A 16598-nucleotide genomic window follows, 5' to 3' on the forward strand; every position below is an offset into this window, starting at 1 on the left:
GGTTCAGGCTCCGGCCGGGACTGTGGCAGGCTTGCGGCCCAGCTCAGCGGTCCGCTGCACGGACCACCAGAGGAGCACCACCAGCAGTACGTTCCGGGTGGTGAGGACGGCAGCCATGACCGGGTGGGCATGGATCAGCGGCGTGTAAAACAGTGGATAAATGACAAACGTGGTGATCGCGATGCCCATCAGCAGCGCCGCGGGGACCTTCCAGCGGTCCCAGTCGTGCGCCAGGCCGGCCACAATCACCGGTGCCAGCCAGATGATGAACTGCGGCGAGCCCACCTTGTTGAACACGATGAACGCGGTGACCACCATCAGGGCACCTTCGAGGACCAGCTCCTCCCGCTCGGCGCCGCGGTTCAGGGCCCGGACCAGCAGGACGGCGGCGGCCACGGCCGCCAGGATCAGGAGCGGCTGCATCAGGAACGCCGCGACGCTGGCCCCGGGGCCGTACACCTCCGTGGAGTTGATGGCCGTATTGTCCGCCATCCTTGATCCTGCGATGTGGAAGACGCTCAGCCAGACCCAGGGTGTGGAGAACGTCGCCTCAAGCTGCATGCCGCGCTCGCCCTGGTTGGTGAGGAAGTCCAGGATGTGCGGCAGGCCGCCGGAAAGCCAGGTCCCCACGGCCACGACGGCCGTCACTGCCACACCGGACAGGAGCACCTGGATCCGCTGCCGGCTGGCGATCACAAACGGCACCAGCACGGCGGCCGGCCACACCTTGATCCACGTGGCGACGCTCAGCAGGAGCCCGGCCACCACGGGGCGTTCGGCCGCGTACAGCAACGCCACCAGCACAATCGGGGCGGTGATGCCCTCCACCCGGGCAAAGCTGAGGTAGCCCATGAACACGGTGAAAAACAGCCACCACCAGGCCGGCGCAATCCCGGATTCCGATCGCCGGCCGCGGGTCAGGAACCACAGGCCCGCAGCGTTCAGCGCCGTGATGATCAGGGTCCAGACCAGCAGGTACAGGCCGGGTCCGGCGATGTTGGCGAGGAAGATCGGAATCTGCGCCAGGACCGGGTAGACCCAGGGGCTGATTTTGCCCTCCAGGTCCGCCGGGTTGTAGCCGTCCATGGCCCACTGGCGGTACTGCTCAGTGTCGCTGAAGGTGCCGCCGCCAAGGAAGAAGGACGCCATCCAGCCCAGGAAGTAGAGGTGCACAACGGCGAATCCCCACCACACGCTGGCACGGGTGGCGAACCAGTCCACCACCTTCGCCGGGAGGAGCCGGGTGCGGACGCTGACCAGGCGGTCGAAGAAGCGGGTAGGAATGTCAGCTCTCCTTGAGTGCGGGAGCGGCGGCCGGCGTCTTGCGGCCCAGGAGGTACAGGCGGCGGACGCTCCACAGGAACAGGACCACCAGCAGGACGTTGCGGATGGTCAGCACCAGCGCCATCCAGGGGTTGTTGTGGCTGAGCGCGTCGTAGAAGAGCGGGTAGATGAAGTACGTGGCCACCGCGATGACGATCAGCATGGCGGCCGGGACGCGCCATTCACGCCAGCTGTGGGCCAGACCCACGGCAACAGCGGGGGCCAGCCACACCATGAACTGGGGGGAGCCCACCTTGTTGAACACCACAAACGCCGTGGCCAGGGTCAGGGCACCGGCCAGGAGCAGCTCGGTGCGGTCCACCCCGCCGCTGACCTTGCCGTTGTGCAGGGCCCAGAACGTCAGCCCCGCCACCAGCAGCGCGGCCAGGATGAGCAGGGGCTGCATCAGCACGGACATCACCGCCGTGCCCGGGCCGTCCACCTGCATGGAGTTGATGTCCGTGTTCATGTACATCCGCGAATCGCCCACGTTGAGCACGGACAGCCAGAGCCACGGCGTGGTGAACGTGGCTTCGAGCTGCATGCCGCGGTCACCCTGCTGGGTGAGGAAGTTAAGCAGCTTGGGGACACTGCCAAGGGCAGCGGCCAGCGCAACGACGCCCGCCGTCGTCGTAATGCCTGCAAGGACCACCAGGATCCGGTTCTTGACCACGGCAAACAACGCCAGCATGACCGCTGCAGGCCATACCTTGGCCCAAGTGCCGATGGCCAGCAGGATCGAGGCGATGAACGGCCGGCCCACCCCATAGGAAAGGGCCACCAGGACCAGCGGTGCGGTGAGGCCGTCCACGCGGGCGAAGCCAAGCCAGCCCATCAGGAACGTAAAGACCAGCCACCACCAGGCGGCGGGGATGGCCTGGCTGTCGCGGCCGCGGTTGGTGAGCTTGAGCAGGGCCCAGGCGTTCAGGAGGGTGGTCATCAGGACCCACAGGAAGAAGAACGGCGCGGGACCGGCAACGCCCGCGATAGCCATGGGGATCAGGGCCAGGATGGGGTAGACCCACGGGCTGGGCCCGCCGCTCAGGTTGGCGTCGTTGAAGCCGGCCAGCGCCCACGCGCGGTAGATGCCTGTGTCGCTGAACGCCTCGCCGTTCAGGGAAACGATACCGGCGAAGATCAGGAACACCAGGTGCACCACAATGAATCCGGCCAGCAGGCCGCGCGGGGTGTTCAGCCAGGCCCGCGCACGGGACGGGATGACGACGTTGCGGATCCGGGTCAGATTGCCGAAGAAGGCGTCGGTGGAAATGGCGGAATCCTTGTCGTCGTGGCACCGCCGGCTGCAGCGCAGAAGAGGCGTTTGTCATGCCGCAGGGCGGGTCTCGGGAGCAGTGGAGCCGTTTTGCGCGCGGCCTCCGCTCCGCGTCCAGTCTAATTGACGGCGCCGCGCTGCCGGTCAAGGCCCGCCCACCCGGCCGCTTTTGTCTGGTGTGACCTGCGGTTACCCGCCGGTAGTTAAATAAAGTTGCTTGCTGTGACTTGACGGTAGATTATGTTCTGGGCACACATATGCCTGATTGCGCCGGCGGCTTGGGGGAGCGGACCGGCGCGGACCCGTATGCACCGTCCCCACCGAAGGTTCTCCCAATGACTGCTGACTTCCCACTGACACTGACCATCTCCGATCGCCAGAGCATGGACACCGAACTTGAGGCTGCCGTCGCCGCAGCCAAGGACCACGCCCTCGCCGGGAAGCAGCACGGCATCCTGGTGACCCGGCACGGGGTGGACACGTTCACTGTGGCCCTCAGCGACGCTGTCCCCTTCGGCCTCACCCGCGAACACCAGGCCTGGTAGGCCGCGCCGCCGCCTGTCCGGCGCCGGATGCCGGCAGCGGCGCGCCGGGGCCTATGGCCGGCCGGCGCTGCGCAGCCCCCGGGTCAGCTTGCGGATTTCCTCGTGCTTGAGGCCGCTGGCTGAAGCGAGCTCGTAATCATCGAGCAGCCCCAGGGCCCGTGCGCTCGCCAGCAGCCGGGCCCGGTTCCGTTCAAGCACCGCGCGGTCCCCGTCGGCAGCCTTCAGCTCGTTGCCGAGCTGCGTGATGCCCCGCAGATGCTCATCGGCTGACCCGCCGGATGGCTGTACATCGTCCAGTGACACCGCTGCGCTGCGGATCGCCCCGAGCGGCATCCCGGCGGCTTTGGCAATGGCGGTCATTTTCAGGCCGTCACACAACGCCTGCGCCACGTGCTGGTTGAATTTCGCGGAAAGTGCCCGCAGCCTGCTGGACCGGAATGCCAGCAGGGTCTTTTGCTCCCCGAGCTTCGCGCGGACGTCAGCGGACCGGTCCGACGGCTCCCGGTCCGGATGCCCCCGGTAGGTGTAGAGCCGCGGTGCTGTTCCGCGCCGGAAACCAGGCGCGGCGCCGCTGGCCGCGTCACGGACCTGCGGCGCGGGTTCTGCAGCCACTTTGAGCTCCTGCCCTCGGTTCGGATGCGGACCGGGCAGCTACACCGGGCCCGCTGTGCGTCCCCTGCACGCTACGGGCAATTCCGGACCGGCAAAAATACCGAAAATGCGTGGTGTGATAGCCGGTTCGTGTGGCCGGACGGTCATAAGCACGGCTTATCCGTCCACGTACTTTAGGTCTTATCCAGATGCCGCGGCCTTCCCTAGGCTCGAATGAATCAAGCTCTGCCAGCTCCCCGACCCTGGAAAAGACCATGACTGAATTTGTGCCTGCCTCCCGCGTATCCCGCATCAAATCCTCCCCCAGCGTTTCTGCCGCCGCCCGTGTCCGCGAACTGAAGGCCGAAGGCCGGCGGATCCTCGACCTCACCGTCGGTGAACCGGACTTCGACACGCCGGCCCACGTGAAGGACGCCGCCGCCGCGGCCATCAGCCGCGGCGAAACCAAGTACACCTCCGTCAACGGCACCCCCGAACTGCAGCGGGCCATCCTGCAAACCCTTGAGCTCAAAACCGGGCTGCACTACACCCCGGCGGAAATCACCATCGGCGGCGGCGCCAAGCAGGTCATCTTCACCGCTTTTATGGCCACCCTGGACCAGGGCGACGAAGTGGTCATCCCCGCCCCCTACTGGGTTTCCTACCCGGACATGGTGCTGGCCAACGACGGCAGCCCCGTGATCGTCCCCTGCGGCGAGGACGTGGGCTTCAAACTCACCCCGGAAGCCTTGGCCGGCGCCATCACGGACCGCACCAAATGGCTCATCCTGAACACCCCCTCCAACCCCACCGGAGCCGTGTACTCGCGGGAGGAGCTGGCAGCACTCGCAGCCGTCCTCGAGGACCACCCGCAGGTCCTGGTCCTGACGGACGAGATCTACGACGAAATCCACTTCGGTGCCGGAAAGCTGTCCAGCCTGGTGGCCGTGGCTCCGGGGCTCAAGGACCGGGTGCTCCTGGTGAACGGCGTCTCCAAGGCCTACGCCATGACCGGCTGGCGGCTGGGCTACGGCGCGGGACCGGCGGCCCTGGTGGGTGCCATCAACAAGCTCCAGTCCCAGATTTCGTCGTGCCCGTCCTCCGTGAGCCAGGCAGCAGCAGCGGCCGCCTTGACCGGGGACCAGTCCTTCGTCCGCGACAGCCTCGAAACCTACCGCGAACGGCGCGACGTGGCCGTGGCAGCGCTGAACGCCATCGACGGCCTCTCCTGCGCGACGCCGGAAGGCGCCTTCTACGCCTACGTCAACTGCAGCGGCGTGATCGGCAAGTCCACCCGTGAGGGCCGCCTGATCAGCACCGACGAAGACTTCACGCTCTACCTCCTTGACGAGGTGGGTGTTGCGGTCATCCAGGGCTCCGCGTACGGCCTTGGTCCGTACTTCCGCATTTCCTATGCCACAGGGCTTCCCGTCATCGAGGAATCCATCGCGGCCATCGACAAAGCCGTCCAGGCGCTTTCCTAACCCCAGCTGAGGAGCAAATCCCATGATCCACGTCAAAACCTCCATCGAGCGGCCTTCCGCCGACGCTGTCCAACGGCTTTCGAAATTCTCATCGGCCACCGTCCACGAAGCACAGGGACGCAAGGGTGCGCTAAGTTCCAGGATCAAGCCGATCGACCGCAGCATGTCCTTCTGCGGCCCCGCCGTGACGGTACGGTGCGCCCCGAGGGACAACCTCATGCTTCAAGTGGCCATCCACTACGCCCAGGAAGGCGATGTTGTCCTGGTCGCCGCCGGTGAGTTCGAAGAAGCCGGAACGTTTGGTGACGTCCTGGGCAACGCCATGAAGGCCAAGGGCCTGGCTGCCCTGGTCACCGATTCCGGCGTCAGGGACACCCAGGACCTTATTGAGCTTGGCCTGCCGGTCTTCTCCGGCAGCGTCAGCATCAAGGGCACCGTGAAGGAGACCATCGGCCCCGTCAACCACCCCGTGGTTTTTGGTGACGAGATCATTTACGCGGGCGACATCCTGCTCGGCGACGCCGACGGTGTGGTGGTGGTCCGCCGCGACGAGATCGAAGAGGTCATCAAGCTGTCCCAGGCGCGCGACGACGCCGAGCGGGAGCTGATCCGACTGTACAAGGAAGGCGGCACCACCATCGACCTGTGCAACCTCACGGACGTCCTCAAGGCCAAGGGCCTGCTGGTGGAGGACGCCCCGGAACTGCTCAGCCGGTAACGGCACCCCCCGCGCCCAAGGGCCGGTGTCCGCGTGGACACCGGCCCTTGGGTTGCGTCGGCAATACAAAAATGGCCGGTTGCGCAGCGACGCTGTACAACCGGCCATGCTCCGTCCGTGCGGCGGGCTACCGCCCCGGCAGCGGGTACGCTGGCGGACCCGCGTGCGCTTCGTCGAGGAACCACATAGTGGAACCACCCTTCCCTGGCGGCATCATGCTGCCTTCAAACACGAAGATGGGATCCGAGAGGAGGTCCGCTGTGCGCCAAAAGCCGTTGGCGGGGCAATGGGATCCCGTGCTGGCCTTCAGATGGATGGCTCGCTCCGCTGCACTCCGGTAGGCCGAAGTAATTTTCTTCATGATGGGCTCCAGTTAATTACGGCATTTATAAAAGCGGTCCGGCTGATCCTGATGCTTTTATTTTAGTTCTGCCGGGAATTGCTGGATAAGACGAATGCAGGGTGCTGTGATAAGCCGGCCTTATGAATCGGCGCGCCGGGTGTACTTGCTGTTGAGCCATTCCTGCAGCATCTCCCGAAGGACCAGCAGGACCGCCGACGCGGCCTCGGACAGCGGTTCGTGATCAGGGGTGCAGAGGGCGATCCGGCATTGCAGTGCGGGGTCCGAAATCCGCAGCACCCGGAAGTCCTCCTCGTGGAAGAGCGCGTCCGCAGCCGACTTGGGCAGGATGGTTGCGCCCAGGTCCGTCCGGAGCAGCCGGGTCAGGCTGGGGACGGACTCCACTTCCCCCATCAGGCGCAGTTCCATGCCCTTGGCTTCGATCCCGGCCTGGACCACCTGGCGGAGGGTGTGGTTCTGCTCGGGCAGGAACAGACCAATTTTGGCTGCTTCAGCCAGGGTGACGGAACCCGCATCGGCGGCGATACCCAGGTCCCGCCCCGCGTTGACAATCAGGTGCAGGTCCTCCACGATCAGCGTGGTGAACTTGACGCCGCGGATGGGGCCCGGCTCGTAAATCAACGCCATGTCCAGGCGCCCGTTCTTGATGGCATCGCTCAGGACGCCACCGTAAATCTCGGTCAGGTGCAGCACAATGTCCGGGTAAAGCCGGCCAACTTCCCGGATGATCTGGGGCGTGAGGCTCGAGGCCATGCTGTACGGCGCGATGGCGATGGAAACGCGGCCTGACGGCGCGGCGCCGGAAGATGCCACGTCCAGGCGTGCCTGCTCCACCTGGCGCAGGATGGTTTGCGCGTGCCGGTACAGGGTGTGGCCTGCGGCGGTGGGCTGGACCCCCTGCTTGCTGCGGATCAGGAGCCGCTGCTTGAGATCGTTTTCCAGGGACGAGACCTGCTGGCTCAGGGCAGGCTGCGCCACGTGCAGCGCCGCCGCGGCCTTGGTGATGCTGCCCGAGTCGACGATCTGTACGAAGTACGCCAGCTTCCTAGTGTCCAAAACGTTCCTCTTTCCAGCACGGTGGGCAGGCCCGCCGGGGGTCATACGCGAACGCTATGTAGGGACATGCATTCGGTCTTTGTGTGATCCACATCTCGGACCTAAGTTTATGCCAGACGACATTTCCGTGACGGCATCATTCTATCCCCGTCGATCAATGGGAAAAAACTATGACCCAATATGCATTTTGCATGTTTGGTACATTCGGCCGAAATGTCATCGCTTTAAACATTCCGGAAATAAGTGCCGCATACCTTCTGGTGTGTTCTTGGGCCCACCCACCGGATTCTTCCTTATGAGAAAGAGCTGACAGATGAAAGTAACGAATAAGGGAAAGTTTGCGGCGCTGGCTGCGATCTCCGTTTCCGCCCTGGTCCTGACCGGCTGCGGCGGCGGATCCACCCCGGCGGCCAATGACAGCCCGGACTCCGGCGAAGTCAACCTGATCGCCTACTCCGGTGTGTGGCAGGACCAGTACACGGCCGCCGTCATCGAGCCCTTCAAAGCCAAGTACCCCAACATCAAAATCAACTTCTCCTCCAAGCGGTCCTCCGCCGAAATGTTGAGCGCACTGCAGGGCCAGAAGAACAGCCCCGCCACGGACGTTGCCATCATGGACAACTCGGTCTCCACCACCGGCAACAAGCAGGGCCTCTTCGAGAAGGTGGACGCTGCCGGCGTCCCCAACCTGGCCAACGTTCCGGACGACTTCAAAAACAAGGACGGATTCGGCCCGGTGGTCATGCTGGACGCCGTCGGACTCCTCTACGACACCGCCGCCTTCCCCAAAGCCCCGGACAGCTGGGACGTCCTCTGGGATCCGGCCTACGCCGGCAAGATCAACGTCAACGCGCCCCCGTCGCTGCTGGGCCTATCCCTGACCGCCATCACCTCAAAAATGGAGGGCGAGGACTACACGCAGGGGATCGACAAGGCCGTGGCCCGGCTGAAGGAACTGGCTCCCGCCGTCCAGACCTTCGCCCCGAACCCGGACGAATACCAGAACGTGATCACAGGGCAGACCGTCCTGGGCCTGGGCCAGAATGCCCGCGGCCAGTTCTACAGCGACCAAAGCAACAAAAAGATGGGCGTCACCTTTCCGAAGGAAGGCACCGTCTACCAGATCAACACGGTGAACCTCGTCAAGGATGCCCCGCACGCAGCCGCAGCCAAGACCTTCATTGACTACTCCCTCTCCGCCGAAGCCCAGACGGCCTTCGCCAAGGCGCTGTTCTACGCCCCGTCCGTCAACAACGCGGACCTCCCGGCAGACGTCAAGGACCGGGTGGTCCCCACCGACGGTTCCCTTAACATCATCCCCCTCGACGTCGACTTCCTGTCCTCGGCCCGCGACAAGTGGACCGACACCTGGAAGCGCGAAATCATCACCAAATAGCCGCCCACCGGCGCCCCTGCCTCCCTTCGCATCAGGAGAACTGAAACCGTGAGTGAAACAAAACTGTCGATCGTTGATCTGACCAAGCGATACGCCGCAGGCCTTGACCCGGCGGTGGACCGACTGAACATGCAGGTGGAGGAGGGGCACCTGGTGGCGCTCCTCGGCCCGTCCGGGTGCGGCAAAACCACCACCTTGCGGATGGTGGCGGGCCTGATGGACCCCACCGCCGGGTCCATCGTGGTGGACGGAAAGGAAATCACGCACACGCCCGTCAACAAGCGCGGCATGGGCATGGTGTTCCAGTCGTACGCGCTGTTCCCCCACATGAACGTGGAACAGAACGTGGCGTTCGGGCTGCAGATGCGGCAAACGCCCAAAGCCGAGCAGAAAAAACGGGTGGCGGCCGCCCTGGACATGGTCCAGCTGGGCCACCTCGGAAAGCGGCAGACCCGGGAACTCTCCGGTGGCCAGCAGCAGCGGATCGCGTTGGCCCGCGCGCTGGTGGTGGAGCCCACCCTGCTCCTGCTGGATGAGCCCCTTTCCAACCTCGACGCCAAGCTCCGCGAAACCATGCGGACCGAAATCCGGTCCATCCAGCAGCGCACCCGCGCCACCACCCTGTTCGTCACCCACGACCAGGACGAGGCACTGGACATGGCCGACCGGATCGCGGTGATGAACGGTGGCCTGATCGAGCAGTTCGGCTCACCCACCGACGTCTACGAACGCCCGCAGACCCACTTCGTGGCCAACTTCATCGGCCAGGCAAACTTCCTCGACGTCACCATCATCTCGGAAACCGGCCCCGCCCCCGTGGCCGGCGAGGCCAGCTACAAAGTGGACGTCGAAGGCCTCGGCGGCTTCGGCGCCGTCGGCGCCAAGGGGCTCACCGGAGCCCACGAACTGGTCATCCGTCCGCACCGGCTCAAGGTCACCCTCACCGGTGAAGGCCACGACGCGCTGAAGGGAACCATCGAACGGGTCAGCTACACCGGCGATGCCCTGTCCGTTGCCATTGCTGTAGGAGAAAGAAGCTTCAACGCCCAGCTGCTGACCACCAGCGGGGACCTGCCCCGCCGCGGTGACACCGCGTACCTGTCCTGGGCGCCGGAAGACGCCTACCTGCTGCCGGCAGCCGCACCCGGGAAGGCATCATGACCCTCCTCAAGACCAGGGGGCGCTCGCCGCTCCAGGCCGCGGGCTCAGGTGAACTCGAAAAAGCCACCGAGAAGCGGAACCGGCGCACGTACCTGGCGCTGCTGATTCCCGGACTCTTGGGCCTGCTGGTGAGCTTCGTCTTCCCACTGGCCTACATGGTGCGGATGTCGTTCAACAAAGGCGCACCGGACGGCGTCATCGAGGAAACCTTCACGTTCGACACCTACCTGCAGCCCCTCACCGATCCGTACTACTGGAAAGTGACCCTGGATACCTTCCAGATGGGCGTTACGGTGGGCCTGCTCTGCGTGCTGGTTTCCTACCCTGTGGCGCTGTTCCTGGCCCGGAGCCAAAGCAAATACCGCGGGCTGCTCCTGGCCATCGCCATTGCCCCGCTGCTGACCTCAGCCGTCGTCCGTACCTATGGCTGGATGGTCATCCTGGGCACCAACGGCCTGATCAACTCGTCCCTGACGGGAATGGGCCTGATCGATACGCCACTGAAACTGACCAACAACATCACCGGCGTGACCATTGGCCTGGTGGAAATCTTTATGCCCTACGCCATCCTCGCCATGATCTCAGGGTTCGGCCGGCTCAGCCCGCAGCTGGAAGAGGCCGCCGGGTCCCTGGGGGCCAGCAAGGCAAAGATCTTCGCCCGCGTGACCCTGCCGCTCAGCCTGCCGGGCATCCTCACCGCTTTCCTGCTGGTGTTCGTCCTGTCCATCAGCACCTTCATCACGCCCCGCCTCCTGGGCGGCGGCAGCGTCCAGGTGCTGGCCACTGAGATCTACGACCAGACCACCGGCCTGCTCAACTGGCCCTTCGCGGCCGCCCTGTCCGTCATCCTGCTGGTGCTGTTCGGGCTGATCATCGCCGTCTACCAGCGGCTAACACGAAAAATCGGAGGCTGAACCATGAGCGAAGCACCGCTGTTCAAACCACGGTTCAACGCCGCGAAGCCCGCCTTCGGCATCCTCGTGTTCCTGCTTTACGTGTTCCTGCTGGCGCCGCTGCTGATCGTCTTTGTTGTCTCCTTCGCCTCCAACCAGTACCTCTCGTTCCCGCCGGAGGGCTTCACCCTCAAGTGGTACGAGATGCTGCCAAAGGAAAGCACCTTTATGGAGGGCATGAAGGTAAGCCTGATTGTCGCCGTTGTGGTCACCCTGATCGTCCTGGCGCTGGGTGTTCCGGTGGCCCTGGCCCTCGACCGGTTCGAGTTCAAAGCAAAAGCGGCCGTGCAGTCTTTTTTCCTCTCCCCGCTGCTGATCCCCAGCATCGTGCTGGCGCTGGGCATGGTGCTGCTGTTCGGCCCGCTCAGGCTGAACAACACCTACGCCGGGATCATCATCGGCCACGTCGCCATCACCATCCCGTTTGTCATCAGGACCACGCTGATGAGCCTGGCCACCACCGATACCTCCTGCGAAGCCGCTGCCAGGATCCTCGGCGCCAATTCGTGGACGGTGTTCCGGCGGGTGACCCTGCCCATCATCGCGCCAGGGGTGATCGCCGGCGGCGTCATCGCCTTCATCGTGTCCTTCGACGAGGCCGTCATCTCCTTGTTCGTAGCGGAATCGGGCCTGCCCACGCTCCCGGTGCAGGTCCTGAGGTACGTCGAAAATTCGGCGGACGCCGCCGTCGCCGCCCTTTCCGTGATCCTGATCCTGATCTCCCTGGCCGTTGTGGTCATCGTGGAACGGGTGATGGGCCTGCGCAAGGCGCTGCGGTAATTCCTGGACCCGCACGCCCCCGGCGGGATAGGGCCACGTCATAACCTGGCCCTATCCCGTGACACCGATTACGTCTTTGTGTGAGTCAACTCTCGGTGACAGACTTTTTGAAGGCCGGAAGTGGCGGCGCAAACCGCCGCTTCCGGCCTTCACTCCGAACCACCAGCCGCGAAACGCGGCGGCGGCAGATACCCCAGCAGAGGAAGGCCCATGATGCCCACAGTTGATCTCGTAGCGGATCTTGGTGAAGGCTTTGGTGCCTACTCAATCGGCGACGACGCAGCCCTGCTCGACATCGTCTCCAGCGCCAACATCGCCTGCGGCTTCCACGCCGGCGACCCGGACATCATGAACGCCACCGTTGCAGAATGCGTCCGCAAGGGCGTAGGCATCGGGGCGCACCCCAGCTTCCCGGACCTGCGGGGCTTCGGCCGGCGCGCCATGGACCTCACGGCGGAGGAAGTCCGCAACGACGTGGTCTACCAGCTCGGCGCGCTGACCGCCTTCGCCGGCTACCACGGCGCCTCCGTCTCCCACCTGGCCCCGCACGGCCGGCTGGGCAACCTGGTGGCCACCCGGGCCGACTACGCGGACGCGGTGGCAGAGGCCGCCAGCCGCGTGGATCCCAGCCTGATCATCCTGGCCCAGGACGGCGAACTCGCCCTGGCCGCCGCCCGCCGCGGGCTCAGCGTGGGGATTGTGGGCATCGCGGACCGGGCCTACCAGGATGACGGCACACTGGTGCCCAGGGCGCTGCCCGGCGCCGTCATCCACGACCCCGCCATCATCGTTGACCGGACCGTCCGGATGGTCTGTGAAGGACTGATCCGCACCGCTTCCGGCACGGACATCCGCATCGCCGCGGACACCGTGCTGCTGCACGGCGACAACGCCGGCGCCGTCGAACTCGCCGGCCTGATCCGCAGCGAACTGATCGCCGCCGGTGTCACCATCGCCCCGCTGGCCCAGGTGCTCGCCGCAAAGCAGAAGGCCGCCTGACATGTCCGCTCCCACCCTTGAAATCCACGAGTCAGGCGACGCCGCCCTACGCGCCGTGGCAGTGTCAGCGGACAAGGAAGCCAACTGGAGCACCGTCCACTCGCTGGCAGCCTGGCTGGCCACCGCCGGGGTGGACGGAATCCACGGCGCTGTCCCCACCTACGACTCGGTCCTGGTGGAATTCGATCCCTACATCACATCCGCCCGGCAGGTCCGGGCGTTCATCCAGCTGGGAATGCGCCAGCTGGAGTTTGTGGGCGGCGGCCTGCGGCAGCCCCGGCACTTCGACGTGCCGGTGGTGTACGGCGGGGGCTACGGCCCCGACCTGGAACGGGTGGCCGAACAGCAGGGCCTCTCCGTTGCCGAAGTCATCGCGCTTCACACCCAAAAGTCCTACCTCATCCGCTGCCTGGGCGCGCCCGCCGGTTCACCCATGATGGACGGGCCCGACTTTCCCCATCCTGTCCCGCGGCTCAAGGACCCGAGGCTGTCCGTCCCCGCCGGAGCCGTGTCGGTAGCCGGCCGCCAGGCGGTTATTGCCCCGGCCGTCGCCCCGGGCGGCTGGTGCGTCATCGGCCAGACCCCGCTGGTGGTCCTCGACGCCGCCAGGGAACCCCTGGTTCCCTATACCCCCGGAGATGTCCTGCGCTTCCACCGGATTGACGCCGTCGAATTCGCCCGGCTTGAGGGCCGGCCGCTGGAGGCCACGGCATGAACAACCCACTGATCGTCGAACAGGCCGGCAACTCGGTCATCACTGACCTCGGCAGGACCAGGGGACCCGCCTTCGGGCTCCCCGTCAACGGCGCCCTGGACCAGTTCTCGGCCAAGGCCGCCAACATCCTGGCAGGCAACCCGGACAACGATCCGCTCCTGGAAATCACCGCACTGGACTTCCGGATGCGGGCCACCTCTGACCTGCTGATCGCCGTGACCGGCGCACCCCTGCACCTGACTGTCGGCGGCCGGGAAACCCCCTGCTGGGAGCCGGTATCCGTCCGCGCCGGGGAAACCGTGGCCATCCGCCGCATCACCACCGGCCTCCGCGCCTACATCGCGGTCCACGGTTCCTTCCCCGTCCCCGTCCTGCTGGGCAGCTGCGCCCCGGACACCGTAATCGGCTTCGGCCTCCGGCTCGCCAACGGCACCGCCCTCCCCACGGCCGCCAGCCTCCCGCCCGTCAGCCAGCCGCACTTCGGCCTGCCGCTTTACCGGTTGGGGTTCGCCGCGCCACAGTTCAGGGACCACCTGGTCATTGACGTGACGGACGGCCCGGACGTGACCGAGTTCGGCGCCACCGCGGAACTGCTGTACCGGAGCACCTACACGGTCAGCCCCCGCAGCAACCACATCGGGCTGCGGCTGGGCGGGCTGCTCCCGGAACGCCAGACGACGGCGGAAGTCCTCTCACGCGGCGTCCCGGTGGGTGCCATCGAGGTTCCGTCGCGGGACGAACTGCTGCTGCTGCACCGAGGCCGCGGCGTGACCGCCGGCTACCCTGTGCTCGCCGTCGCCACCACCCGCGCCCTGGACCTCCTGGGCCAGGCCAGGCCAGGCCACACCATCACCTTCCGAAAAACCACCGTCGCCGAAGCCACCGCCACACACCGGGCAGCGTGCCTCGAGCTGGAGAGGCTGCGTGGAACCGTGCAGACCGTCTTCGGGCTGCTCGGCGTTGGAACCAACGCCGGCTGGCGTGAGCTGCCCGCCGCAGCCGGAATCTAAGCGCATGCCCCCCGTGCCAAACCCCGCAAAGGACCTGAACATGACTACATCAACGCGCGCGGCCTCGCCGCAGCACGACCGGCTGGATGCACGGCAGACCAGGAAGGTTGTCACCGCCGGCTGCGTCGGGATTTTCGTCGAACTGTACGACAACGGAATCTTCGCATTTATGGCCGGCACCCTGGCGCTGGTATTCCTGGCACCGGGGAACCCGGACAACGCCCTGCTGTTTGTTTTCGCCGGCTACGCCGTGTCCTTCTTCGTCCGCCCACTGGGCGCCGTGGTCTGCGGCTACCTGGGCGACATCATCGGCCGGCAACGGCTCCTGGTCTTTGTGATCATGCTTATCAGCGTGGCGACGGCGGGCATCGGCCTGCTCCCGGACTACGCGGCCATCGGCATCGCGGCGCCCATCCTGCTGGTGCTCCTGCGCCTCCTCCAGGGCTTCTCCGTGGGCGGCGAATCGGCCGGTGCCATGACTTTCCTGGCCGAGCATGCCCCCGAAGGCAAACGCGGCATCATCACCTCCTACGCCCAGATCGCCTCCTTCGCGGCGCTGCTCACCGGCACGCTGGTGGCCTACTCCATGTCCCCCTGGCTCACCCAGGCCGCGATCGACGGCGGCGGCTTCGGTTCGTTCGCCTGGCGCATCCCGTTCCTGGTGGCCATCCCCATGGGCATCATCGGCTGGTACATCCGCAAGTCCATCAGCGACACCCCGAACTTCGAGAAGCTCAAGGAAGAAGGCGGGCTGTCCAAGAACCCGCTGAAGGAAGCGTTCGCCTCGGCAGAACACCGGCGCGCCATGGTGCTGGCCCTCTTCATCCCGCTGATGAACGGTTCCGGCTACTACGTCCTCTTCTCCTACATGCCCACCTTCCTGAAGGGCAAGGCCCTGAACTTCAGCATCGGTGAAGCCCTCCTGGTGACGGCCTGCAGCCTGGTGGTCATCTGCATCGCCATCCCGTTCATGGGCGCCCTCTCTGACCGGATCGGCCGCAAGCGGGTCATCGCCGGCTCCGCAATCGCCATGGCCGTGATCGGCATCCCGGCCTACGCCCTCATCGCCACCGGTGAAATGGTCTGGGCCATCCTTGGCGCGTCCCTGATGGCTATCGTCTTCGCCGGCCACACCGCCGTCATCCACATCCTGATTGTGGAACTCTTCCCCACCAGGGTGCGGTACTCCGCCTACGGCCTGGGTTACAACGTCTCCTCGGCGCTGTTCGGCGGCACCGCGCCGCTGCTCATGACGTGGCTGATCAGCACCACCGGCAACATCTACATGCCCGCGTTCTACGCCGTCCTGACCGCCCTGGGCACGCTCATCGCCGTCAGCAGGGTCACGGACCGCGCGCACCAGCCGCTCCGCGACGCCTGACCCACCACTCACCCGGGACCACCGTCCCGCCCAACCACAGGAGACTTCAATGCCCTTTTCCGACTACAAGACTGCCCTCGTCACCGGAGCCTCCACCGGCATGGGTGCCGCGATCGCCGAACGCCTCACCAAGCGGGGCCTCACCGTCCACGCGGTGGCCCGCAACACCGAACGGCTGGCCGAGCTCGCCGACAGGACGGGGGCCATCCCGCACACCGTTGACCTGACCGACACCCAAGCCCTCGCGGCCGCCGTCGGAAACCTGGAAATCGACGTCCTGGTCAACTGCGCCGGCGTCTCCCGGCCCGGCAACATCCTGGACTCCAGCGCGGCGGACATCGACGAACTTGTGGACGTGAACCTCCGCGGGCTGTTGCAGCTGACCCGTCTGGTGCTGCCGGGCATGGTGGCCCGGGACCTGGGCCACGTGGTGAACATCAGCTCGATCGCCGGGCTGTACAACTTCTACGGCCACACGGCATACCACGCCACCAAAGCCGCCGTGCACCAGATTTCCCGGCAGCTGCGGAACGACACGGTCGGCAAACGGATCAGGGTCACCGAAATCTGCCCCGGCCGCGTGGAAACCGAGATCTTCGGCCGCAACATGGGCGGCAGCCCCGAGGCCATGGCCGAGGCATGGGACACGTACTACGAGGGCTACGAGTCCCTCACCACCGACGACATCGTCAACGCGCTGGACTACGCCGTCGAAACGCCCCGCCACGTGAACCTTGGCCTGATGGAAATCATGCCCACCTTCCAGGTCCCCGGCGGCCTCACCTTCGACCGGCGCGTCGCCTGACCCGTCCGGCCAGCAGTCACCCGTCCCCACAACGAACAGGTCCAACC

General features: G+C 65.7%; 17 protein-coding genes. 12 read left to right on the forward strand and 5 right to left on the reverse strand.

The window, feature by feature from the left end:
• Positions 1 to 3: 3 nt before the first annotated feature.
• Entirely contained in the window at positions 4 to 1224 is a 1221-nt protein-coding gene (locus ASF72_RS13135; RefSeq protein ID WP_200933651.1) for a glycosyltransferase 87 family protein, read from the reverse strand.
• Positions 1225 to 1285: 61 nt separating this feature from the next.
• Complete coding sequence (locus tag ASF72_RS13140) at positions 1286 to 2566, reverse strand: glycosyltransferase family 87 protein (RefSeq protein ID WP_442854166.1); 1281 nt, start codon at positions 2564 to 2566, stop codon at positions 1286 to 1288.
• A gap of 365 nt (positions 2567 to 2931) precedes the next feature.
• Between ASF72_RS13140 and ASF72_RS13145 the strand changes: the two genes are divergently transcribed.
• Positions 2932 to 3141: a hypothetical protein gene (locus ASF72_RS13145; protein ID WP_050686857.1), complete on the forward strand. Its 210-nt coding sequence runs from the start codon at positions 2932 to 2934 to the stop codon at positions 3139 to 3141.
• A gap of 51 nt (positions 3142 to 3192) precedes the next feature.
• Here the strand turns inward: ASF72_RS13145 and ASF72_RS13150 are convergent, their stop codons facing one another.
• A complete protein-coding gene (locus ASF72_RS13150) occupies positions 3193 to 3753 on the reverse strand; it encodes a hypothetical protein (RefSeq protein ID WP_235504726.1) in 561 nt (186 codons plus the stop codon).
• 254 nt (positions 3754 to 4007) lie between these two features.
• On the opposite strand from ASF72_RS13150, the gene ASF72_RS13155 reads away from it, so the two are divergent.
• The gene (locus tag ASF72_RS13155) at positions 4008 to 5216 is read left to right on the forward strand and encodes an aspartate transaminase (RefSeq protein ID WP_056599522.1); all 1209 of its coding nucleotides are present in this window, start codon (positions 4008 to 4010) and stop codon (positions 5214 to 5216) included.
• Positions 5217 to 5238: 22 nt separating this feature from the next.
• The gene (locus tag ASF72_RS13160) at positions 5239 to 5934 is read left to right on the forward strand and encodes a 4-carboxy-4-hydroxy-2-oxoadipate aldolase/oxaloacetate decarboxylase (RefSeq protein ID WP_056599524.1); all 696 of its coding nucleotides are present in this window, start codon (positions 5239 to 5241) and stop codon (positions 5932 to 5934) included.
• Positions 5935 to 6061: 127 nt separating this feature from the next.
• On the opposite strand, the gene ASF72_RS13165 is transcribed toward ASF72_RS13160, so the two are convergent.
• Together ASF72_RS13165 and nac are read right to left on the reverse strand one after the other, a co-directional pair.
• Positions 6062 to 6295, reverse strand: a complete 234-nt coding sequence (locus tag ASF72_RS13165; protein WP_056599527.1) for a hypothetical protein — start codon at positions 6293 to 6295, stop codon at positions 6062 to 6064.
• A gap of 120 nt (positions 6296 to 6415) precedes the next feature.
• Positions 6416 to 7351, reverse strand: a complete 936-nt coding sequence (gene nac, locus ASF72_RS13170; protein ID WP_056599530.1) for a nitrogen assimilation transcriptional regulator NAC — start codon at positions 7349 to 7351, stop codon at positions 6416 to 6418.
• 313 nt (positions 7352 to 7664) lie between these two features.
• On the opposite strand from nac, the gene ASF72_RS13175 reads away from it, so the two are divergent.
• From ASF72_RS13175 to ASF72_RS13215, 9 genes are all read left to right on the forward strand, one after another.
• Positions 7665 to 8747 (forward strand): ABC transporter substrate-binding protein, encoded by a 1083-nt coding sequence (locus ASF72_RS13175; protein WP_056599533.1) that lies wholly within the window; start codon positions 7665 to 7667, stop codon positions 8745 to 8747.
• Between the two features lie 48 nt (positions 8748 to 8795).
• Positions 8796 to 9908: an ABC transporter ATP-binding protein gene (locus ASF72_RS13180; protein ID WP_056599538.1), complete on the forward strand. Its 1113-nt coding sequence runs from the start codon at positions 8796 to 8798 to the stop codon at positions 9906 to 9908.
• Entirely contained in the window at positions 9905 to 10822 is a 918-nt protein-coding gene (locus ASF72_RS13185; RefSeq protein ID WP_056599541.1) for an ABC transporter permease, read from the forward strand. Before ASF72_RS13180 ends, ASF72_RS13185 begins: the two co-directional genes overlap by 4 nt.
• Positions 10823 to 10825: 3 nt before the next feature.
• The gene (locus tag ASF72_RS13190) at positions 10826 to 11641 is read left to right on the forward strand and encodes an ABC transporter permease (RefSeq protein ID WP_056599544.1); all 816 of its coding nucleotides are present in this window, start codon (positions 10826 to 10828) and stop codon (positions 11639 to 11641) included.
• A gap of 213 nt (positions 11642 to 11854) precedes the next feature.
• The gene (locus tag ASF72_RS13195) at positions 11855 to 12640 is read left to right on the forward strand and encodes a LamB/YcsF family protein (RefSeq protein ID WP_056599703.1); all 786 of its coding nucleotides are present in this window, start codon (positions 11855 to 11857) and stop codon (positions 12638 to 12640) included.
• Position 12641: 1 nt separating this feature from the next.
• A complete protein-coding gene (locus ASF72_RS13200; protein WP_056599547.1) occupies positions 12642 to 13355 on the forward strand; it encodes a 5-oxoprolinase subunit B family protein in 714 nt (237 codons plus the stop codon).
• Positions 13352 to 14365, forward strand: a complete 1014-nt coding sequence (locus tag ASF72_RS13205) for a biotin-dependent carboxyltransferase family protein (protein ID WP_056599550.1) — start codon at positions 13352 to 13354, stop codon at positions 14363 to 14365. The genes ASF72_RS13200 and ASF72_RS13205 overlap by 4 nt, the downstream gene beginning before the upstream one ends.
• Positions 14366 to 14405: 40 nt before the next feature.
• Positions 14406 to 15746, forward strand: a complete 1341-nt coding sequence (locus ASF72_RS13210) for an MFS transporter (RefSeq protein ID WP_056599704.1) — start codon at positions 14406 to 14408, stop codon at positions 15744 to 15746.
• A gap of 49 nt (positions 15747 to 15795) precedes the next feature.
• Positions 15796 to 16551: an SDR family oxidoreductase gene (locus ASF72_RS13215; RefSeq protein ID WP_056599552.1), complete on the forward strand. Its 756-nt coding sequence runs from the start codon at positions 15796 to 15798 to the stop codon at positions 16549 to 16551.
• The last annotated feature ends 47 nt before the right edge of the window (positions 16552 to 16598 follow it).

Origin of the sequence: Arthrobacter sp. Leaf141 (genome assembly GCF_001424565.1) — a bacterium.
GTDB lineage: Bacteria > Actinomycetota > Actinomycetes > Actinomycetales > Micrococcaceae > Arthrobacter.